19 protein-coding genes are annotated in these 22,630 nt (G+C 42.3%); 18 read left to right on the top strand and 1 reads right to left on the bottom strand.

Going from position 1 to position 22,630, the window contains the following annotated elements; translation table 11 throughout:
* Positions 1–4: 4 nt before the first annotated feature.
* The 15 genes from rsmH to C7E02_RS06320 all read left to right on the top strand — a co-directional run bounded on the left by rsmH (position 5) and on the right by C7E02_RS06320 (position 16,868).
* Positions 5–940: a 16S rRNA (cytosine(1402)-N(4))-methyltransferase RsmH gene (gene rsmH / locus C7E02_RS06390; protein WP_005331632.1), complete on the top strand. Its 936-nt coding sequence runs from the start codon at positions 5–7 to the stop codon at positions 938–940.
* A gap of 31 nt (positions 941–971) precedes the next feature.
* On the top strand, positions 972–1,499 hold the full coding sequence (locus tag C7E02_RS06385; RefSeq protein WP_022279778.1) for a hypothetical protein: 528 nt from the start codon (positions 972–974) through the stop codon (positions 1,497–1,499).
* An 8-nt stretch (positions 1,500–1,507) separates the two neighbouring features.
* The gene (locus tag C7E02_RS06380) at positions 1,508–3,433 is read left to right on the top strand and encodes a peptidoglycan D,D-transpeptidase FtsI family protein (RefSeq protein ID WP_105309096.1); all 1,926 of its coding nucleotides are present in this window, start codon (positions 1,508–1,510) and stop codon (positions 3,431–3,433) included.
* Positions 3,434–3,533: 100 nt separating this feature from the next.
* Positions 3,534–5,267, top strand: coding sequence for a peptidoglycan D,D-transpeptidase FtsI family protein (locus C7E02_RS06375; RefSeq protein ID WP_203226949.1), 1,734 nt, complete (start codon positions 3,534–3,536; stop codon positions 5,265–5,267).
* 34 nt (positions 5,268–5,301) lie between these two features.
* Positions 5,302–6,258 carry a phospho-N-acetylmuramoyl-pentapeptide-transferase gene (gene mraY / locus C7E02_RS06370; protein WP_040015341.1) on the top strand — a complete coding sequence of 319 codons (957 nt, stop codon included), beginning with the start codon at positions 5,302–5,304 and terminating at the stop codon, positions 6,256–6,258.
* Between the two features lie 113 nt (positions 6,259–6,371).
* Positions 6,372–7,724 (top strand): UDP-N-acetylmuramoyl-L-alanine--D-glutamate ligase, encoded by a 1,353-nt coding sequence (murD, locus tag C7E02_RS06365; protein WP_005337781.1) that lies wholly within the window; start codon positions 6,372–6,374, stop codon positions 7,722–7,724.
* Between the two features lie 14 nt (positions 7,725–7,738).
* Complete coding sequence (locus C7E02_RS06360) at positions 7,739–8,848, top strand: FtsW/RodA/SpoVE family cell cycle protein (RefSeq protein ID WP_022279781.1); 1,110 nt, start codon at positions 7,739–7,741, stop codon at positions 8,846–8,848.
* A gap of 13 nt (positions 8,849–8,861) precedes the next feature.
* Positions 8,862–9,665 carry a cell division protein FtsQ/DivIB gene (locus C7E02_RS06355; protein WP_105309094.1) on the top strand — a complete coding sequence of 268 codons (804 nt, stop codon included), beginning with the start codon at positions 8,862–8,864 and terminating at the stop codon, positions 9,663–9,665.
* 117 nt (positions 9,666–9,782) lie between these two features.
* A complete protein-coding gene (ftsZ, locus tag C7E02_RS06350) occupies positions 9,783–11,027 on the top strand; it encodes a cell division protein FtsZ (RefSeq protein WP_005331622.1) in 1,245 nt (414 codons plus the stop codon).
* A 444-nt stretch (positions 11,028–11,471) separates the two neighbouring features.
* Complete coding sequence (locus C7E02_RS06345; RefSeq protein WP_005337775.1) at positions 11,472–12,248, top strand: sigma-E processing peptidase SpoIIGA; 777 nt, start codon at positions 11,472–11,474, stop codon at positions 12,246–12,248.
* Positions 12,249–12,402: 154 nt separating this feature from the next.
* Complete coding sequence (gene sigE / locus C7E02_RS06340) at positions 12,403–13,143, top strand: RNA polymerase sporulation sigma factor SigE (protein ID WP_005331619.1); 741 nt, start codon at positions 12,403–12,405, stop codon at positions 13,141–13,143.
* Positions 13,144–13,180: 37 nt separating this feature from the next.
* Positions 13,181–14,788, top strand: coding sequence for an MBL fold metallo-hydrolase RNA specificity domain-containing protein (locus tag C7E02_RS06335; protein ID WP_005331618.1), 1,608 nt, complete (start codon positions 13,181–13,183; stop codon positions 14,786–14,788).
* Between the two features lie 193 nt (positions 14,789–14,981).
* Positions 14,982–15,761 (top strand): RNA polymerase sporulation sigma factor SigG, encoded by a 780-nt coding sequence (sigG, locus tag C7E02_RS06330; protein WP_022279784.1) that lies wholly within the window; start codon positions 14,982–14,984, stop codon positions 15,759–15,761.
* Positions 15,762–15,936: 175 nt separating this feature from the next.
* Positions 15,937–16,587 carry an HAD family hydrolase gene (locus C7E02_RS06325; protein WP_022279785.1) on the top strand — a complete coding sequence of 217 codons (651 nt, stop codon included), beginning with the start codon at positions 15,937–15,939 and terminating at the stop codon, positions 16,585–16,587.
* A 17-nt stretch (positions 16,588–16,604) separates the two neighbouring features.
* Positions 16,605–16,868 (top strand): hypothetical protein, encoded by a 264-nt coding sequence (locus tag C7E02_RS06320; RefSeq protein ID WP_005331615.1) that lies wholly within the window; start codon positions 16,605–16,607, stop codon positions 16,866–16,868.
* Positions 16,869–16,951: 83 nt separating this feature from the next.
* On the opposite strand, the gene C7E02_RS06315 is transcribed toward C7E02_RS06320, so the two are convergent.
* Entirely contained in the window at positions 16,952–17,389 is a 438-nt protein-coding gene (locus tag C7E02_RS06315; protein WP_005331613.1) for an FMN-binding protein, read from the bottom strand.
* Positions 17,390–17,524: 135 nt separating this feature from the next.
* On the opposite strand from C7E02_RS06315, the gene pth reads away from it, so the two are divergent.
* From pth to C7E02_RS06300, 3 genes are all read left to right on the top strand, one after another.
* Positions 17,525–18,109, top strand: coding sequence for an aminoacyl-tRNA hydrolase (gene pth, locus C7E02_RS06310; protein WP_022279786.1), 585 nt, complete (start codon positions 17,525–17,527; stop codon positions 18,107–18,109).
* 2 nt (positions 18,110–18,111) lie between these two features.
* On the top strand, positions 18,112–21,459 hold the full coding sequence (mfd, locus tag C7E02_RS06305; protein ID WP_105309093.1) for a transcription-repair coupling factor: 3,348 nt from the start codon (positions 18,112–18,114) through the stop codon (positions 21,457–21,459).
* A 71-nt stretch (positions 21,460–21,530) separates the two neighbouring features.
* The gene (locus C7E02_RS06300) at positions 21,531–22,592 is read left to right on the top strand and encodes a peptidylprolyl isomerase (RefSeq protein WP_105309092.1); all 1,062 of its coding nucleotides are present in this window, start codon (positions 21,531–21,533) and stop codon (positions 22,590–22,592) included.
* The last annotated feature ends 38 nt before the right edge of the window (positions 22,593–22,630 follow it).

The raw sequence follows: 22,630 nt of genomic DNA, 5'->3' as shown, positions 1-22,630 counted from the left end.
AGATATGGAATTCAAACACAAATCAGTATTACTAAATGAGACAATTGACGGACTGAACATTAAGCCGGACGGAATCTATGTAGATGGAACGCTCGGTGGAGGCGGACATGCATACGAAGTGTGCAGACGTCTCGGAGAAAAGGGGAGTATTGTAGGAATAGACCAGGACGCTGCAGCAATCGAGGCTGCAAGTGCCCGATTAAAAGACTTCGGGGAGAAGGTTACAATAGTCCGGAGCAACTATTGTGATATGAAGTCAAAGCTTCATGAACTGGGAATTGACAAAGTAGATGGGATCGTGCTTGATCTGGGCGTATCATCATATCAGCTTGATACGGCAGAACGGGGATTCTCCTATCGGGAAGATGCACCTCTGGATATGAGAATGGATACACGTCAGAAGATGACGGCCAGAGACATCGTCAATGACTACACAGAAGCAGATCTTTACCGAGTGATTCGCGATTACGGGGAGGACAAGTTCGCGAAGAACATAGCCAAGCACATTGTGCAGGCTCGCGCGGTGAAGCCTGTAGAGACGACAGCGGAATTGTCGGAGATTATCCGTGCATCAATTCCTATGAAGTTTCAGAAAAAGTCTGGACATCCTGCAAAGAGGACGTTTCAGGCAATACGCATCGAGTTGAACAGAGAACTTGATGTGTTACGCGATTCGCTGGACGATATGATCGATCTGCTGAATCCGGGTGGGAGATTATGCATTATTACATTTCATTCGTTGGAGGATCGTATTGTGAAGAGTGCGTTCCGAAAGAATGAAAATCCATGTACTTGTCCACCGGACTTTCCGGTTTGCGTATGTGGAAAAAAATCAAAAGGGAGTATTATAACAAAGAAGCCGATTCTGCCAAGTGAAGAGGAACTTGAGTACAACAGCAGATCTAAGAGTGCGAAGCTTCGTATTTTTGAACATTGCTAAAATCGGCGGATAGATAATTGAGGTGAGTATTATGGCAGCGGGAAGATCCGTGCATACACAAAAGAATAGAGTGAACAGACAGGGACAGTATGTGTATGGCAATGTTGTGACAAAGCCGTCATATGAGCCACAGAGACGAACGAGTGCTCCAAAGAGAAAGAAGAATGTAAGCAGACGGGTCAGCCAAAACCGAAAAAAGGCTCTGGCTATGAACCGTGCTTATGTAACATTTCTTGCGGTGGCAGCAATATTTGCACTGATTCTGTGCGTGAATTATGTGCAGATGCAGTCAAGAATTACAAGTCATTCAAAAGAAGTAAGTTCCTTGCAGAAGGAGCTTGCAGATTTGAAGGAGCAGAACAATACGAAGTATAATTCAGTGATGGATTCTGTAAATTTAGATGAAATCCGAGAGAAAGCTATGAATGAACTTGGTATGGTATATGCGACTTCTGATCAGGTGATTGAATATGACAGCCCTTCTGGAGATTATGTGAAGCAATACGAAGGAATTCCGGAGGATGGAGTACTTGCCCAGTCTGATAAGAATGCGAAATAGGTGATAGAATGGCAAGAAGACCAAGAAAAAACAAATTTCGAAAAAAATTTACAAAACTTATGCAAAAAAAGCTAGTATTACTCTTCGTGGGGATTGTACTGGCTTTTGCTTTATTGGTAGGAAGAATTACATATATCAATGCTTTTAACGGGGATAAATATTCTAAAATCGTGCTGGATCAGCAACAGTATCAGAGTAGAACGATTCCATTTAAACGAGGTGATATTGTAGACCGGAATGGCACGAAGCTTGCAACAAGCCAGCGCGTATACAATGTGATTCTGGATGCAAAGGTCATGAACAGTGATGAAAAATATGTTGACCCGACAATTCAGGTGTTGGCAGACTGTTTTGGACTTGATAAAAGTGACGTGGAAGATCAAGTGGAGGAGAATCCGAACAGCCGTTATCTGATTATGAAAAAGGGTGTCAGTTATGAAAAGGCTCAGGAGTTCGAAAAGATAGATGAGGATGATGAGAATTATCCGAATGTCAATGGAATCTGGCTGGAAGAGGATTATGTGAGAACATATCCGTATAATACACTGGCCAGTGATGTGATTGGCTTTACCGTGTCTGGAAATGTGGGAAGTAATGGAATCGAGGCTTCTTATAATTCCATTTTAAATGGTACAGATGGCAGAGAATATGGATATTTGAGCGAAGATTCATCCTATGAAAAGACAGTGAAGGAAGCCCAAAACGGAGATACGGTTGTGTCAACAATTGATCTTCAGGTACAGAGTGTAGTGGAAAAATATATTACACAGTTCAACGAGGAGAACAGTTCCGGTACGACACTTGGAAGTAAGAATACAGCAGTTATGGTTATGAATCCGCAAAATGGAGAGATTCTTGCGGAGGCAACTTATCCGAATTATGATCTCAACAATCCACGTGATCTGACAAAACTACACACAGAAGAAGAACTGGCAGCACTGTCTGATGAGGAGAAAGTCAAAGAACTGAATTCACTTTGGAATAATTTCTGCATCAGCAGTGGATATGAGCCAGGTTCCACATTTAAACCGTTTACCATATCGGAAGGTCTGGATCTTGGAGTGCTGACCGGAGATGAAAGTTATGTCTGCAATGGTGTTCTTCACGTAGGAGACCATGATATTCACTGTAGTAACCGTAATGGACATGGAACACAGTCATTAAAAGTAGCTTTGGAAAATTCCTGTAATGTTGCACTGATGCAGATCGGTTCAGCAATAGGAAAAGAGCAGTTTGTAAGATATCAGCAGTTGTTTGGATTTGGACAGTCTACTGGAATTGATCTTCCGGGAGAAGCAGCAGGACTTTTATACTCACTAGAGGATATGGATTCCTCTACGCTGGCTACCAACGCGTTTGGACAGAACTTTAATGTTACAATGACTCAGCTTGCAGCATCGTTTTGTTCACTGATCAACGGCGGAAATTACTATGAGCCACATGTGGTAAAGCAGATTCAGGATGAAAATGGAAATGTGACGGAAAATAAAGATCCGGTTCTTGTAAGACATACCATTTCTAAGGAGACGAGTGATATTATCAAAGATTATATGCTTGGAGTTGTGGAAGAAGGAACAGCTAAGACTGCGGCAGTAGAAGGTTATGACGTTGGAGGTAAGACTGGAACTGCGGAAAAACTGCCAAGAGGAAATGGAAAGTATCTGGTCTCTTTTATTGGATATGCACCACAGGAAAATCCACAGGTCATGGTCTACGTTGTGATTGACGAGCCAAATGTGGACAATCAGGCAAACAGTAAACTGGCAACGACAATGGCATCTCAGATTATGACAGAGATATTCCCGTATCTCGGAGTAGAAAAATCTGCAGATGCTAAGGCAGCAGATGCAAAATCATCTAATAGCAGTGCGAGCAGTGACAGCAGTGGTGATACACCAGATGACATGGCAACAGAGTCCGGTGACGGAGAATAGATATATTTGAAAATTAACAGGAAAAATTAAATATGAAAATGAATAACCTCGGAAGTGTCCTAATAAATTGATAAAAACAGCGCTTCTGAGGTTTTTTGTATTGAGAAATAAAACATATAATAAAAGGAAAATTATGATTGTGTTTTTGGCGGCACTTTTGATGATTTTGGGTCTGATAGGACGAATGGTCTATCTGATGGTTTTTGATGCGGAGTATTATCAGAAAAAAGCGGAAGATCTTCACGAGCGGGAACGAAAGATTAAGGCAGCCAGAGGAGAAATTATCGATACGAATGGTACAGTGCTGGCAACAAACCGGACGGTGTGTACAATTTCGGTCATACATAGCCAGATTAAGGAACCAGAGGTGGTGATAAAAAAACTGAGCAAATGTCTGGGCATGGAGGAAGCGGAAATTAGAAAGCGGGTGGAGAAGGTGTCTTCCATGGAACGGATTAAAACGAATGTTGATAAGGAGACAGGGGATAAGATACGGGAAATGGAACTTGCCGGAGTGAAAGTGGATGAAGATTTTAAACGGTACTATCCGTATAATGAGCTTGCTTCGAAGGTGATTGGATTTACCGGTGGTGATAATCAGGGAATCATAGGACTGGAAGTGAGATACGAAGATTACCTAAAGGGGAGTAACGGCAGGATTCTGACAACGACAGATGCAAGAGGTATTGAATTGGAGGGTGTAGCTGAAGACCGGGTAGAACCGGTGGCAGGCAAGACACTTCAAATCAGTATGGACTATAATATTCAGATGTACGCCCAACAGATGGCAGAAAAAGTCATGGAAGAAAAACAGGCGGATAAGGTTGCGATTCTTCTTATGAATCCACAAAACGGAGAAATCCTTGCCATGGTAAATGTACCGGAATTTGATCTGAACGAACCATTTACATTGAAGCAGGATCAGAAAATTTCAGAGAAATCAAAAGAAGCTTTGAATCAGATGTGGAGAAATGGATGCATCAATGATACATATGAGCCGGGTTCCACTTTTAAAATCATTACGGCGTCAGCCTGTCTGGAAGAAAGGGTGGTATCTCTTTCAGATACATTTTCCTGTCCGGGCTACCGGATCGTGGAAGACCGGAAAATCCGGTGTCACAAAGTAGGGGGACATGGAGCTGAAACATTTGTACAAGGGATACAGAATTCCTGTAATCCGGTATTTATTGACATTGGACTGAGATTGGGAACAGGACGATTCTGTGATTATTTTGAACAGTTCGGGCTTCTTGGAAAGACGGGAGTAGATCTTCCGGGGGAAGCAGCAACGATTATGCATAAGGAAGAAAATATTGGTCAAGTGGAGCTTGCGACCATGAGTTTCGGTCAGTCCTTTCAAGTGACACCGATTCAGATGGCAGCGACCGTGAGTGCTCTGGTCAATGGTGGAAAGCGCGTGACACCACATTTTGGAGTCCGGATACTGGACAAAGATAAAGAGACAGTGCGGGAATTAAAATATGACGATGGAAAGCAAATCGTGTCGGAAGAAACTTCCAGGACGATGCAGGCATTGCTGGAAAGTGTTGTGTCAGAGGGATCCGGGAAAAATGCAAAGATCGAAGGATACCATATTGGTGGAAAGACAGCTACGTCTCAGACGCTTCCAAGAAGTGCGAATAAGTATATTTCTTCTTTTATAGGGTTTGCACCGGCTGCCAATCCGCAGATTCTCGGCATGTGTGTCATTTATAACCCACAGGGTGTATACTACGGAGGGACCATCGCAGCTCCGGTGATACGGGATATATTTGACAACATATTCCCGTATCTTGGCATTGAAAAAGACGTCGAAATGCAGTATACTAACTAAAGCAAAATGAACAAAAGAAATGAAGAGGTGTGTTATGGATTATACGATATTTTTACCGGTGATTATTGCATTTGCACTGAGTGCGGTTATGGGGCCTTTGATCATTCCGGTGCTGAGAAGACTTAAAATGGATCAGACAGAACGCGAGGATGGTGTGAAGTCTCATTTGAAAAAAGCAGGAACTCCGACTATGGGAGGAGTTATGATCCTGCTTAGTGTTGTGATCACATCCGTATTTTATATTAAAGACTATCCGAAGATTATCCCAATCTTGTTTCTGACACTTGGATTCGGTCTGATTGGATTTTTAGACGATTATCTGAAAGTTGTTATGAAACGTTCTGATGGTTTATATCCAAAGCAGAAAATGGCACTTCAGATTGTTGTGACAGCAATTTTTGCGTTTTATATGGTAAAGTACAGTGGAGTTTCTCTTGCAATGCTGATTCCGTTCTCTGGTGGAAAGTATCTGGATATCGGCTGGCTTGCGATTCCTTTGATGTTCTTTGTCGTGATTGGTACTGTTAACGGAACAAATTTTACAGATGGTCTGGATGGTCTTGCTTCAAGCGTGACTGTTCTGGTAGCAACATTTTTTACAGTTGTTGCAGTTGGAACAAAGAGTGGAATTGAGCCGATTACATGTGCAGTTGTAGGTGCATTGCTTGGGTTTCTATTGTTTAATGTGTATCCGGCAAGTGTGTTTATGGGAGATACAGGATCTCTGGCACTGGGCGGTTTTGTTGCGTCCGCAGCTTATATGCTCCAGATGCCGATTTTTATTGTGATTGTCGGACTCATTTATCTGGTAGAAGTATTATCTGTTATGATTCAGGTAACTTACTTTAAAAAGACAGGTGGAAAGAGATTTTTCAAAATGGCTCCGATTCATCATCATTTTGAATTATGTGGCTGGTCAGAAACAAGAGTCGTCGCTGTATTTTCCATTATTACAGCACTTCTGTGTCTGATCGCACTGATGGCCATGTAATGATGCCAAATCTCAAAAGTCCAAAGCACGGAGCCGAGGCATTACGTGAAGTAGAGAGAAAATATGAAAATACCGAATCGCGAGATTGGGTATGAATGCAGGAGGAAGATAAAATGGTAGTAGCAGGAAAGAAAGTGCTGGTATTCGGTTCTGGAATCAGTGGAATCGGGGCAGTGAAATTACTGGAAGAGAATGGAGCGGATGTGGTGCTCTATGACGGAAATGAAAAACTGACTGAAGCAGACGTGCGCGCAAAGCTTCAGGAAGGAAGCAAAGCCCGGATCATAATCGGTGCTTTTCCAGAGGAACTTCTAAATACGCTGGATCTGGTGATCTTAAGTCCGGGTGTACCGACAGATCTTCCGATTATTTTAAAGATGAAAGAAAAAGAGATTCCGGTTATCGGAGAAGTGGAACTTGCATATACATTTGGTAAGGGAGACGTACTTGCAATTACCGGAACGAATGGCAAGACGACAACAACAACACTTCTCGGTGAGATCATGAAGGCTTACCAGGATGATGTGTTCGTAGTTGGAAATATCGGGAATCCGTATACTGTTGCAGCAGATCTTATGACAGAGCATTCCATTGCCGTGGCAGAGATGAGTAGTTTTCAGCTAGAGAGTATCGTGTCATTCCGCCCAAACGTAAGTGCGATCCTGAATTATACACCGGATCATTTGAACCGGCATCATACGATGGAAGCTTATATTGCTGCTAAGGAGAACATTGCAAGAAATCAGACAGAAGACGATTATTGTGTTCTGAACTATGAAGAGCCGGTTATGCGTAAATTCGCAGAGACATTAAAGTGTCATGTTCTGTTCTTCAGCAGTCAGCATAAGCTGGAAAAAGGTATTTATCTGGATAACGATAAAATTATTTACAAGAATCCGGATGAAGTCGAAGTCTGCCATGTTGACGAACTTCAGATTTTAGGAACGCACAATTATGAAAATGTTATGGCAGCTGTATGCATGGCAGCTGTTTATGGCGTTCCGATGGAGACGATCAGGAAGGCAATTCTTGCATTTAAAGGAGTCGCACATCGTATAGAATATGTGGCTGAGAAAAACGGAGTTGTTTATTACAATGATTCTAAAGGAACGAATCCGGATGCCGCAATTAAGGCAATCCAGGCAATGCGCCGGCCGACAATCCTGTTAGGCGGGGGATACGACAAAGATTCCGAGTATACAGAGTGGATTAACAATTTTGATGGAAAAGTCAAGAAACTGATCCTGATGGGTGCGACAAAAGAAAAGATTGCGAGAGACTGTGAAAAATGTGATTTCCATGATTATGTGTATGTGGACACATTTGAAGAAGCTATGAATCTTGCAGTGGAGATGGCAGAGCCGGGAGATGCAGTGCTTCTGTCTCCGGCGTGTGCAAGCTGGGGCATGTTCCCGAATTATGAAGTACGTGGAGATAAATTTAAAGAGATTGTAAATTCCTTATAAGGAGTGCGAATGGATTGACACGTATGGCAGCAAGAGGCAGATACGATTATACGCTCCTGACAGTACTGGGAATCCTAGTGCTGTCAGGTCTTATCATTCTGTATAGTACAAGTGCGTATAATGGGGAAGTGAAATTCTGTGACAGTTCCTATTATCTGAAAAAGCAGGTATTTGCGACTAGTCTTGGGCTTCTGGCAATGTTTTTTACTGCACAGCTTGATTATCACAGATTGAAGAACATAGCGTGGCTTTGTTATCTTGTGGCGCTGCTTTTATCGATTGCTGTTATATTTGTGGGCAGGGAGTATAATGGTTCCAAGCGCTGGCTTGCACTTGGTCCACTGTCATTTCAACCATCGGAATTTGCAAAGGTTGCGGTTATTTTATTTCTGGCTTCTTACGTCACACGCAATGTGAAAAAAATGTACCGTATGCGGACATTGATAAAAGTCATGATAGTCGTGCTGCCGATAGTAGGATTGGTCGGAGCCAGTAACTTGAGCACAGCAATCATTATTCTGAGTATAGCAGTCGTTTTGATTTTTGTGGCGAGTCCAAAGTACGGGCAGTTTGTTTTTCTGGGAGCGGCCGGGGCAGGATTTATGGGAATCTTTCTTGCTTTGGAGAGCTACCGGCTGGAACGGCTTGCAGTCTGGAAGAATCCGGAAGCTTATGAAAAGGGATATCAGACTCTGCAGGGATTGTATGCAATTGGGAGTGGAGGATTATTTGGAAGAGGGCTGGGACAGAGTATTCAAAAGCTTGGTTTTGTACCGGAAGCCCAAAATGATATGATTTTTTCCATCATTTGTGAAGAACTTGGATTATTTGGCGCATGTTTTATTCTGATGCTTTTTCTACTTCTGATCTGGCGTTTTTTTGTCATTGCAACGCAGGCAAAAGACCTGTTTGGGGCATTGATTGCTTCCGGGGCAATGGCACATATGATGATTCAGGTCATCTTAAATATTGCGGTCGTGACCAACACGATCCCCAATACTGGAATTACGTTGCCATTCATTAGTTATGGCGGAACTTCAGTTGTATTTTTACTGGTAGAAATGGGGCTTGTACTAAGCGTCTCGAAAAATGGAAGTTACTGTGAAGAGGAGATTACAGAATAAGGAGCAGGGGTGAATGAAAAGGGAAGAATACCTGGACGACTATCAAGATCATGCAGAAAGACGTCCGAAAAAGAAAAAAAAGAAGAAAAAACGAAAACATAGAGTTTATGCTTTTTCTGTATTGCTCTTTGCCTTTTTAATTTTTGTACTTGGAATTTTTATTTTGTTTCATGTCCAGAAAGTAGAAGTGAAGGGAAATGATTATTGCAGTACAGAAGAAATTGTAAAATCTGTTCAGAACGATAAATATTCGGTCAATGGGCTGTATGTGCTTGCAAAATATAAACTCGGTTATGGAAAACAGCCGGACTGTTTTGAAAGTATTAAGGTAAGCCTTAAAAATCCGTGGACGCTTAAGATTACAGTTCAGGAGAAGGAAAGAATCGGATATGTAATGGATTCGGATGGAAAGTATTACTATTTTGACCAGGATGGTATGGTCGTAGATGTAGAGGAAGTACCGGTAGATGGAATTCCGCTTGTAGACGGTATGGATCCGGACGAACTTAAGCTTTACCACAAATTGAAAAAGAAAAGTTCGATTATCTATCAGGAGATACTGGAAGCTACCAGAGAGATGAAAAAGTACGAGTTGTCTGTCAAAAAGATTATGTGTCGTTCTGACAGAATTTATGTGTACATCGGGAATGTATGTGTGAGCCTTGGAAATGATGTCACTTCCGTGAAAGTTGCGCAGATTCCTAAGATTCTTGAAAAGCTGGAAGGAAAAGAAGGAACGCTTCATCTGGAAAATTTTTCTGATGAGAGTGACACAGCGACTTTTGATATTGGAGTTTTTCCGGAAGATGCAGGATAAAACAAAAAAAATTGAAAAAGTCATGAAATTCTATTGATATTTTGGACAAAAGTCTATATTATAGAAATATATATGGGTGTATAATGTATAATAAGGATAACAAAGGAGGAGAAACCCTTGCTAGAAATTAAAACCAACGAGTCAGAAGCAGCGGCTAAGATCATAGTTGTAGGAGTCGGCGGCGGCGGTAACAACGCTGTGAACCGAATGATCGACGAGCAGATTGCCGGTGTGGAATTTATTGCAATTAATACAGATAAACAGGCACTTCAGTTAAGTAAGGCTCCGACACTTTTACAGATCGGAGATAAGATTACCAAAGGTCTTGGTGCGGGAGCAAGACCGGAGATTGGTGAGAAAGCTGCAGAGGAAAGTTCCGAAGAGATTGCAGCAGCATTAAAAGGAGCAGACATGGTCTTCGTTACCTGTGGTATGGGTGGCGGAACAGGAACAGGAGCTACACCGGTTGTAGCACGTATTGCCAAGGAACAGGGTTCCCTGACAGTCGGAGTTGTAACAAAACCGTTCCGTTTTGAGTCCAAGACACGTATGAACAATGCTCTTGCAGGAATTGAAAAATTAAAAGAAAGTGTAGACACACTGATCGTCATTCCAAATGATAAGCTTCTTGAGGTTGTTGATAGACGTACAACTATGCCGGAAGCACTTAAGAAGGCTGATGAGGTGTTACAGCAGGGTATTCAGGGTATCACAGACCTGATCAATGTACCATCCTTGATCAACCTGGACTTTGCAGATGTTCAGACTGTTATGACAGACAAGGGAATCGCACATATCGGTATCGGTATGGGACGCGGTGACGATAAAGCGCTTGAGGCAGTAAAACAGGCAGTTGCCAGTCCTCTTCTGGAGACAACAATTGCCGGAGCTTCTCATGTTATCATTAATGTATCCGGAGATATCACTCTTATGGATGCATCAGATGCAGCTGAGTATGTTCAGGATCTTGCCGGAGAAGATGCGAATATTATCTTTGGTGCAATGTATGATGATTCCAAGGCTGATGAGGCTACGATCACAGTTATCGCAACAGGACTTCATAATGTAGGAGGTACAGCTTCCAAATTAAAATCCAGACTGGAAAGCCAGCGCCCGGCAGCAAATGTGGGGCATACGGCTACACATACAGGACATGCTTCTGCATATGACAGACAGCCGGTTCGCCAGCAGGCAGCTCCAAAGCTTGATATGAGTATGGGATCTGTGAACAGAACAGTGGAAGAGCCGGAAGTTCCTAGAAGAACAGTTGGAGGAACATCACCTTCCATGGAGACACCGAGAACTCCGACAAGCCGTGTAAAAGAGCAGTCTATCAAGATTCCGGATTTCTTTAAAAAATAGGAATTCATATTAGAATACAAGATTGAATGAATAAAAGAGTCAAAGAAACGAATAAGTTTCTTTGACTCTTTTTGTATATAATAGGAAATTGCATTTCCTATTATATACAAAAAGTCTCAGGCAGGATGCGCACTGCGGCGTACAATGATGATGTCGCAAACGACTGCCGCAGGCGCCAGAATATGCCAAGGCACATTCTTTATTCATCATTGTAAAAACACATCGATAAAAAATTCGTTCATTTGTGGTAAATACATGGATTATGTCATATAAAATTACATGGCGAAAAAACATGGAAAAAGAAGGGATAATGCGTAAAATCCTGTCGTAATAAACTGAATTGTTTCTTTCATTATCTGACAAAATCTACGTGTGGTCACACGTATAATAAAATCACTCAAAAGTACAAAATCGATTGCGTATACAAGAGGAAGAAGGTGGAACATGCACTATGAGCTGTACATAGATCTGTTTTTTCTTATTAATTTTCTGATGGATTATTTCCTGTTATTAATGGTAGGAAAGATGCTTAAGTGCCGGATCAGACGTCTGCGAATTATTGCGGGAGCAATGGTCGGTGCGTTTCTGACTTGCATATTTGTGGTCTTTTTGCGAGGAAAGATATGGAGGCTTGTGTTGTTTCACGGAGTCATGAATATGTGTCTGTTGAAAACAGGACTTGGGATAAAAGAAAAACGTACTCTGATAAAAGCATGGATATTGCTGTATGTCAGTGCATTTTTACTGGGCGGTATACTGAATGTATTTCAGCCATACGTTCGTGGAGGTGCAGTGTTTTTAATACTTGCACTTGCAGGATATCATCTTTGTCTTGGAATATGGGATTTGCTGGCTTATTTTCATAAAAATATGGCTGGCTCCTGTAGAGCCAGGCTGTATCAAAACGGAAGGGAATGTGAGATTTATGCCATTATTGACACTGGAAACAAGTTGCGGGATTCGTTGACGGGAAGACCGGTTCATGTAATTACAGGAGAGATAGCCGAAAAACTTGGCTGCACAGATTTTTCAAGTAAACGTGTAATCACCTATCAGAGTATTGGAAAGGAAAATGGTACGATGCCGATCCTTATGCTGGATTGTTTGTGTTGTCAGTGTGAAAAGGAAGAAAAATGGGTGGAAAAACCACTTGTGGCAGTCAGTGAGAGACAGAAGCTTTCCAATGTATATGACATGATCTTGAATCCTGATGATTTATAGCAGGCAGAAGAATAAATCGGACATTGAAAAATGTATTTATAGTCATTGTCGAAGTAAATAGTGGATTTAATATGGAAAGACATCTGTGAAAATGGAAGCTATGAAATGATTGATAAGTAAATAAAAAAGTTAATTTGTAAATGGAGGAATAGATATGTTAATGAAAGCAGTTATGCCCAAAAAGTTTCAGTTAAACGTAATTCCGGATTTTCGGACATTTTTATTTCCGGATGGAGGAGAGATACACTATATCGGAGGGTCAGACATTTTGCCTGCACCGTTAGAAGCAGATGATGAGGCGAGAGCAATCGGTTATCTGGGAAGTGCACATGACGAAGAGGCGAGGAAACTTCTGATAGAACATAATTTGCGCCTGGTCGTTTATATAGCGAAAAAATTTGATAATACTGGTATCGGAGTGGAAGATCTTATTTCCATCGGAACAATTGGATTGATCAAGGCAATTAATACATTTAACCCGACGAAAAATATAAAACTTGCGACCTATGCTTCCCGCTGTATTGAAAACGAGATTTTAATGTATCTGCGACGTAATAATAAAACGAAACTGGAAGTGTCGATCGATGAGCCGCTGAATGTGGACTGGGATGGAAATGAACTCTTGCTGTCAGATATTCTGGGCACAGAGGAGGATACGATTTATAAGGATCTGGAGCAGGAGGCAGAGAGGAAGATTCTGATAAAAGCACTGAATCTGTTGTCAGCAAGAGAACGTTCCATCATACAGATGCGCTTTGGTATCGGAACTGTGGACGGGGAGGAAAAGACGCAAAAAGAGGTGGCAGATCTGCTGGGGATTTCCCAGTCCTACATATCCAGACTTGAGAAAAAAATTATGGTGCGCCTGAGAAAAGAAATGGTGAAGTATTCCTGAAAAAGTGGTAGAATGAAAATAAAAAGGGGATACGTGTATGAAGCTTACTTTTATAGGAGCGGACCACGAAGTGACAGGCAGCTGCCACCTTGTTGAGGCCTGCGGAAAGAACATTCTGGTAGACTGCGGTATGGAGCAGGGGCCAGATCTTTACGAGAACCAGGAAATCCCGGTTGCATCGGGAGATATAGATTATATTCTCCTGACGCATGCACATATCGATCACTCCGGAAAGATTCCGATGCTCTGCAAACAGGGATTTCATGGAGAAATCGTAACAACATTTGCCACATCAGACCTGTGTAATATCATGCTGCGTGACAGCGCCCATATTCAAGAGTTTGAGGCGGAATGGCGGAATCGTAAAGCAAGGCGAAGCGGCGGACCGGAATATGAGCCACTCTATACAATGGCGGATGCCGATGCAGCAATCAAATTGCTGGCACCGTGTGATTATGATCAAAGAATTACACTGTGTGACGGAATAGACATTCGTTTTACGGATGTAGGGCATCTTCTTGGCTCTGCGGCAATCGAGATGTGGATCACAGAGGGAGACATTTCCAAAAAGATCGTATTTTCCGGAGATGTGGGAAATCTGGATCAGCCGATTATCAAGGATCCAAAGAAAGTGACAGAAGCAGATTATATTTTGATTGAATCTACATATGGAGACCGGGTGCATGGGGATGTAAGACCGGATTATGTCGGAGAGTTTACGAGAATTTTAAAGGAGACTTTTGACCGCGGAGGGAATGTGGTCGTTCCGTCCTTTGCAGTGGGACGTACACAGGAACTTCTGTATTTTATCCGTGAGATCAAGGAGAAAAACTTGCTGCCGGACTATCCGAATTTCGAGGTTTATGTGGATAGCCCGTTGGCAATTGAAGCAACGAACGTATTTAATAAGAATGTAAAATCCTGTTTTGACGAGGATGCACTTGCGATTATTGAGAAAGGAATCAATCCACTTGTTTTTCCGGGCTTAAAAACAACGATTACAAGTGATGAGTCCCGGATGATCAATTTTGATACAAAACCGAAGGTTATCTTATCGGCATCAGGAATGTGTGAGGCAGGACGAATCCGACACCATTTGAAGCACAATCTATGGAAAAAAGAAAGTACGATCTGTTTTGTAGGATATCAGGCGGTGGGAACACTGGGGCGAAAGCTGATTGAGGGTGCGGAATGCGTCAAGCTTTTTGGTGAGACAGTCGAAGTCAATGCGAAGATCGAAAGTCTGAAAGGTATCAGCGGACATGCAGACCGGAACGGACTTTTAGACTGGCTGTCAGGATTTGAGAACACACCGCAGCATGTATTCGTAGTTCATGGTGAAGATCAGGTTACGGATACATTTGCAGAAGCAATTACGGAAAAGTTTGGCTGGCCGGCCATGGCACCGTATTCCGGAGGATGTGTGGATCTTGCTACAGGTGAAATCCTGTCCGTTGGAATTAAAGAACCGAAAAAGGCAGTGGAAAAACCAGCACAGATCCGTAAGCAGAATGCATTTTACAGAGTGGTCGCAGCGGCAAAGAGGCTGCTTGATGTGGTATATAAGAATGAAGGACTTGCAAACAAAGAACTGATGAAGTTCGAGAATCAGATTAATAATCTGGCAGACAAGTGGGACAGATAAAAATGTCGGATTTGTCAAGATAATCAGACTTATAGAGCGGTTTGCATGGCTGGCGGGATAAGATGATGCCGGATGTGCGATGTCAAGGGGCAAAAATTTTTTAATTTCATGACACTTACGAATAAGTAACCTGCATATGGAGAGAATTTCTACTAGACGTAATCAGAAAACATCTGGCAGGAGGTTCGAAAAAATGCAGGGAAAAGTTGAAATATGTGGTGTGAATACGGCAAAGCTTCCTATCCTGAAAGAAGAGGAGAAGGAAGCTTTGTTTGCGCGTATTAAAGCGGGAGATGATGAGGCGAAAGAGGAATATATCAAAGGAAATTTAAGACTGGTTCTAAGTGTGATCAAACGATTTCATTCCAGTAATGAAAACCCCGATGATTTATTTCAGATTGGTTGTATTGGGCTGATTAAGGCAATCAATAATTTTAATACGGAGCTGGACGTCAAATTCAGCACTTATGCAGTGCCTATGATCATTGGAGAAATTCGGCGTTACATGCGGGATAACAGCAGTATACGAGTCAGCCGTTCCCTTCGTGATACCGCATACAAAGCAATTTATGCGAAAGAAAATTATGTGAAACAGAATATGCGAGAGCCTACAGTTCAGGAAATCGCACAGGAGATTGGAATAGCCAAGGAGGACATTGTATATGCGCTAGATGCCATTCAGGCACCTATGAGCCTCCAGGAGCCAGTGTACAGTGACGGAGGCGACGCACTTTACGTGATGGACCAGATCAGCGATCACAAGAATAAAGAAGAAAAATGGGTCGAAAGCCTGTCGCTACAGGCTGCCATGGAACATTTAAACGAACGGGAAAGATACATTATTTCCCTTCGCTTTTTTGACGGGAGAACCCAGATGGAAGTGGCAAGAGATGTGGGAATCAGCCAGGCACAAGTAAGCCGCCTGGAAAAAAACGCACTTCGCATAATGAGGCAGTATTTGGTGGAAAGTTAAAAAGGGACAGGTGTGAGAAGCACTAAAGCCCGTAAAAACGTAGGTGGGGTTAAAAAAAGGGACAGGTTAAAGTCCAATTGGGGACGGGGTTTTTTTGAAAAAACCCCGTCCCCAATTGGTAATTGACATCTCCGACGTCTCATACTATGATATTGGCATGGAGGATTTTTTGGCAATGATTAAGGCATGTATTTTTGATCTTGATGGTACGATTGGTAATACGTTGGATTCCATGGTCTATTCGGTTAACCTGACATTAAAAGAGATGAATCTTTCGGAGATTTCTAAAGAACAGTGTCGGGAGTTCGTAGGGAATGGTGCGAGGGTGTTGATGGAGAAGGCGCTGGATGCATCGGGGAATCCTGGTGCGACCAGAATTGAGGAAGGTATGCAGATCTATGGACGCATATTTGATGAGAATTGTACATATCATGTAACACCTTGCGAAGGCGTCCCGGAAATGCTGTATAAGTTAAAGAAACAGGGAGTGAAATTGGCGGTGCTGTCCAATAAACCTCATTGTCAGGCGGTGAAAGCGGTTCATGCAATTTATGGTGAGAAGTTGTTTGACTGGGTACAGGGACAGAAGGATGAAATTCCAAGAAAACCGGATCCGGCGGGAGTGTTTTATGTGGCGAAAAAGCTCGGTGTAGATTACAAGGAGTGTCTGTATGTAGGAGATTCTGAAGTAGATGTGGTGACTGGAAAGAATGCAGGAGTAAAAACTATCGCAGTGACGTGGGGATTTCGTACGAAAGAAGAGTTAATGATTGCCGGAGCCCAGTATATGATAGACAAGGCAGAGAAATTGCAGGAATATCTATAAAAGGAGGTTAAGAGGTAATGAATGAGTTTGATGAGGAATGTCTGAACGTATTTCTTGAAAATCAATCACAACTTTTTGAGGAGGCAGTTGCAGAGACGCTGGAAGATGCAGAAGCATTTCTGGAGGACTGCATGGCAGTTGTTGTGGAAAACATTGATGAGGTAAAAGAATTCCTGGAAGAAGAAGGAATGGATATTCAGGGAATGTCTGATGAGGAACTGGAAGAAGCAGCAGAAGTGTTCCCGATTCCGGACGGAAGATATCTGATTGTGGAAGGTTAAAATCCGGTGCAGTAAAATGTCCGGAAAAGAGGTTGAAGCAGCACAGATAATAAGAAAACTACATAGAAGAGAAAAAGCCGTAACTATCTGGTGGTTACGGCTTTTTTTAGGGCATCATCAATGGCGTTGATGATGATTTGAGAGGTATATGGATTGTCGGAGGAATAAGAAATGTTTTCTAGCGATTGTGTCTGGCAGATCTGGTCTGCGATTTCTTCCATAGTCGGCTGGATCAACGGATACATGGTGGTGACGGTGTCGTCCAGGTTGGAAAATCGGATAGAGTTGATATGATTTTCGTCGACTGTGACTTCTACTTCCAGCTCTTTATCGCCCAAAGTAAGCTGTGAAGTGTAGATGCCCGGTTGATAGGAAGTGCTCTTTGATGAGGAAGTTTCTTTGTTTTTCGGGTGGAACATAAATGTAAGCAGTGCTACCAGCAAAATGCCGAGACAGATGAACAGGACTGTATAAATAATTTCCTTCATGTGAAGTACAACGATTTTTGTTTTTGAACTCATAATAACCTCCTGTATTTGTTTTCTTAGGTTTTTGTTCTTTATAATGTATGAAAAAGGTTGGAAAATTATACAGCTTTTTTCGTGACAAAAGAATAGTTATCCTGTAGAATGGGTAGAGATAAAGAGGTGGAAAATATGATAATTATAGCAGGACTTGGAAATCCGACAAAAGAATACGAAGGTACAAGACATAATGTAGGATTTCAGGTGATAGATAAAATCGCAGAAAAATATAATATTGCAGTGGACGCAAAAAAAGGGCGTGCCTATGTTGGAAAAGGAATCATCGAAGGTCAGAAGGTTCTTCTTGTTAAACCGCAGACTTATATGAATTTAAGTGGTGAGAGCATTCGCGAGCTGGTGGATTATTTTAAGGTAGATCCGAAAGAAGAGCTGCTTGTGATCTATGATGATATTAGTCTGAACCCGGGGCAGATCCGGATTCGTAAAAAAGGAAGTGCCGGTGGACATAACGGAATTAAAAATATGATTGCCCAGCTTGGGACAGATACATTTCAAAGAATTAAAGTCGGAGTGGGAGAAAAGCCGAAAGGATATGATCTGGCTGCCTATGTTCTCGGACATTTTCATGGAGAGGATCTGGAACTTATGGAAGAGGGATATGAAAAGGCAATTTCTGCCACAGAAGAGATATTAAAAGGTGAGATTGATGCGGCCATGAATGAGTATAACCGTAAAGTGAAGCCGAAGGAGGAGTAAAAGTGCAGGCGTTACTTAAGCCGCTTTTGGAACTGGCAGAATATGAAGATATCGTAAAAAAGAAAAAAGAAGCTCCAGGAGTTCTGATGCTGACAGGTTGTGTGAATTCCCAGAAGACTCATATGATGTACGCACTTAGCGATGGCTGTTGTTATAAAGTCATCGCCTGTTCCAGTGAGGCAAAAGCGAAACAGATTTATGAAGAGTATTGTTTTTTAGATGCAGCCATTAGTTTTTATCCGGCAAAAGACTTGCTGTTTTACCAGGCAGATATTCGTAGTAAAGAGCTGATCAGTCAGCGAATGCAGGTGATACAGGCAGTTTTAAAAGGCGAACCGATAACTGTGGTTGCTAGTTTTGATGCATTTATGGATGCACTCCTTCCAAAAGAAATGATAAAGAGCAGGGTGATCAAGATATGCTCCGACGAGACTCTGAATCTGGATGAATTGTCTGTGAAGCTGGCACAGTGTGGATATGACAGAGAGATAGAGGTGGCAGGACCGGGGCAGTTTGCGGTCCGTGGCGGCATCTTGGATGTATATCCGCTGACGGAGGAGCTCCCGGTTAGGATTGAACTTTGGGGAGATGAGGTGGATTCTATTCGAACCTTTGATCCGGAGACGCAGCGATCTATCGAGAAGCTTGACGAGGTAGAAGTGTTTCCGGCTACAGAATTTCCAGAGGAAGAAGAAAAAAGAGTTTCTTTTCTGGATTATTTTGAAAAAGAAAATACAATTCTTTTCTTAGATGAGCCTGTGCGTTTGAAGGAAAAAGGGGAAGGAGTGGAAGAAGAATTTCTGGAAGCCCAGAAACGACGTGCCCAGAGCGGATACGAAGTAGCCGACAGCGAAGCGGTGCTTTTTACAACGCAGGAGATTATGAGGAAAATGAATGAATATTCCAGCGTGGGATTTCAGGCGTTGGATATGCGTTGCCCTGGGTTGAATATCCGGGCAAGTTATAATCTTCAAACGAAAAATGTGGATCCATACAATAGAAGTTTTGAACTTCTAACGCAGGATCTGAAAAAAATGAAACGAAATCAGAGCCGTGTCATTCTGCTTTCCGGTTCCAGAACAAGAGCAAGGCGCCTGGCAGAAGATCTTCGAGATTACAATCTGAGCAGCTTTTACAGTGAAGATATGGATCGTGAAGTAGAACCGGGAGAAATTATGACTGCTTATGGTTATATTGCAGAAGGCTATGAGTATCCACTTTTGAATTTTGTTGTAATTTCAGAAACGGATATTTTCGGAAAGAATAAAAGGAAGAAAAAACGCCGTACCACTTATGAAGGGCGTAAGATTCAAAGCTTCTCGGAATTAAAACCTGGAGATTATGTGGTACATGAGAATCATGGACTGGGAATTTATCAAGGAATTGAAAAAATCGAAGTGGATAAGATTTCCAAAGACTATATGAAGATTTCCTATGCTAAGGGTGGAAATCTTTATATTCCGGCAACACAGTTGGATCTGATCCAGAAATATGCCGGTTCTGATTCAAAAAAACCAAAACTTAACCGTCTTGGAACTCAGGAGTGGACAAAGACGAAGGCAAAGGTTCGGGGGGCAGTTAAAGAAATTGCAAAAGATCTGGTAGAACTTTATGCAGCAAGACAGAATCAGGATGGGTTTGTTTACGGGGAGGATACAGTCTGGCAGAAAGAATTTGAGGAAATGTTCCCGTATGAGGAGACAGAAGATCAGCTTCTGGCGATCAATGCTGTGAAGAAGGATATGGAAAGCCACAAGATCATGGATCGTCTGATCTGTGGTGATGTAGGTTATGGAAAGACGGAAATTGCAATCCGTGCGGCATTTAAGGCAGTACAGGAAAATAAGCAGGTGGTCTATCTGGTACCGACCACTATTTTGGCACAGCAACATTACAATACATTTTGCCAGAGAATGAAGGATTTCCCGGTCCGGGTAGATCTGATGTGCCGATTCAGGACTACGGCTCAGCAAAGAGATACGATTCAGAACTTGAAACGCGGGCTGGTGGACATTGTGGTTGGAACCCACCGTGTGCTCAGTGGTGATATTGAGTATAAGGATCTGGGATTGCTGATCATCGACGAGGAGCAGCGTTTTGGAGTCCAGCACAAGGAGAAAATCAAAAAGTTAAAGAAAAATGTAGACGTTCTGACGTTGACGGCAACGCCGATTCCAAGAACTCTTCATATGAGCCTTATCGGAATCCGTGATATGAGCGTGCTGGAGGAGGCACCGCAGGACCGGCTGCCGATCCAGACGTATGTGATGGAATATAATGATGAGATGGTCAGGGAGGCAATCGAACGAGAATGTGCGAGAAACGGACAGGTCTACTATGTGTACAATCGAGTGGAAGACATTGCAGAGGTGACAGCGCATATTCAGAAACTTGTCCCGGAGTTAAATGTATCCTTTGCCCACGGACAGATGAAGGAGCATGAGCTTGAAAAAATCATGTATGATTTTATTAATGGAGATATTGATGTGCTTGTGTCGACAACGATTATTGAAACGGGTCTTGATATATCCAATGTAAATACCATGATCATTCACGACGCAGACCGGCTTGGCCTTTCCCAGCTCTATCAGCTTCGTGGCCGCGTCGGGCGTTCCGGGCGTATGGCCTATGCATTTTTGTTGTACCGGAAGGACAAATTATTGAAAGAGATTGCAGAGAAGCGTCTGGCGGCAATCCGGGAATTTACAGATCTTGGATCAGGATTCAAAATTGCCATGCGTGATCTTGAAATCCGTGGAGCTGGAAATCTTCTTGGTGCCGAACAGCACGGGCATATGGAAGCGGTCGGATACGATATGTACTGCAAAATGTTAAATGAGGCAGTCAAACATTTAAAAGGGGAATTATCAGAAGAGGATACATTTACGACAGCATTGGATATCAATGTCGATGCGTATATTCCGGATTCTTATATACCAAATGAATATCATAAGCTGGATATTTATAAGAGAATTGCTGCCATCGAGTCTGAGGAAGAGATGGACGATATGATAGAGGAGTTGATTGACCGTTTTGGAGATATTCCTAAAAAAGTGGAGCTCCTTCTGGAAGTAGCAAGGCTTAAGAATCTGGCGCACCAGGCGTATGTGACAGAGGTGACTCAAAAAGGTGTGACCTATACATTCCGTATGTATGAAAAAGCAAAAATCCATGTAGAGCGGATCCCGGATCTTTTAAAACAATTTCCGGAAGCTCTGTCATTTAAGGCGGATATATCGGATCCCAAATTCATTTACCAGAGAAAGAAGAAAACAAAGCGTGGTGAAGTGGAGAATCCAATTGAGGTTGTGAAAAAAGTGTTAATTGGTATAAAAGGATTGCTTGACTAGAAAAAAGAAGATATAATAAAAAAAGTGGACATTTCTTTGCCCATCAGAATGAAGGAGGATACGAAAACGATATGAAAAAGAGATTATTTGCGCTGGCTCTTGCAGGAGTATTGGCGGCTGCAACACTGACCGGATGCGGATCATTAAAAGGAGACGAGACGGTTGCGACAGTCGATGATACAAAGATTGATGCGGATCTGGCCAATTTCTTCGCAAGATATACACAGGCAACATATGAGACATATTATTCTGCTTATCTGGGAGAAGATAAGTGGAACTCAGATGCTTCTGACGGAGAGACATACGAAGAATCTGTAAAGAGTTCTGTACTGAAATCACTGGAAGATATGATTCTTCTTGAAAAGCATATGGAAGATTATGATGTGTCAATTACAGATGAAGATAAAGCAATGATCAAGGAGACAACGCAGCAGTTTCTGAATGATAATTCTTTAGATGACAAGAATCTTGTATCTGGCAATGAGAAGACTGTAAATCGTGCATTGACACTGATGGCAGTTCAGCAGAAGATGCGAACTGCGATCCAGGCCGGGGCAGATACAGAAGTCTCAGATGAAGAAGCAGCACAGAAGAGCATGGATTATGTGTTCATTTCTTATCAGACAAAAGATGATTCCGGCAACAGCAAAGACGTTTCCGATGATGAAAAAGCGCAGTTAAAGTCTCAGGCAGAGGCGATTGCTTCCGGTCTGAAGGAAGGTGGAGATTTGAACGCGCTTGCAGAAGAGCAAGGGGCAACGGTTCAGACACTGACGTTTGATAAAGATACAACTTCTCCTGATGAAGATTTGATTAAAGTCGCAGATGCACTGGGCGAGGGAGAATCTACAGATGTGATTGAGACAGAAAAAGGCTGTTACGTAGCAAAAGTTACAAGCCTGTTAGATCGTACAGCAACGGACTCTAAGAAATCAAAGATTGTACAGGAACGTCAGAAAAAGCTTTATGATGATACAGTGAAAAAGTGGAGAAAAAAAGCAGATATTAAAGTGCATAAGGGTGTATGGAAAAAAGTAAGTTTCCAGAAAGTGTCTGTAAAGATGAAGACTGAGACTCAGACACCGTATACAGATCAGGTGCAGACAGATGATCGGGCTCAGACAGATAATTAAAATGCAGTAAGTCTGAAAGACATGAAAAAATTTCCATA

This window comes from Dorea sp. Marseille-P4042 (genome assembly GCF_900290215.1).
GTDB lineage: Bacteria > Bacillota > Clostridia > Lachnospirales > Lachnospiraceae > Dorea > Dorea formicigenerans.
Note: the sequence above shows the minus strand (reverse complement) of the source record. Positions and strands in the feature narration are given on the sequence as shown.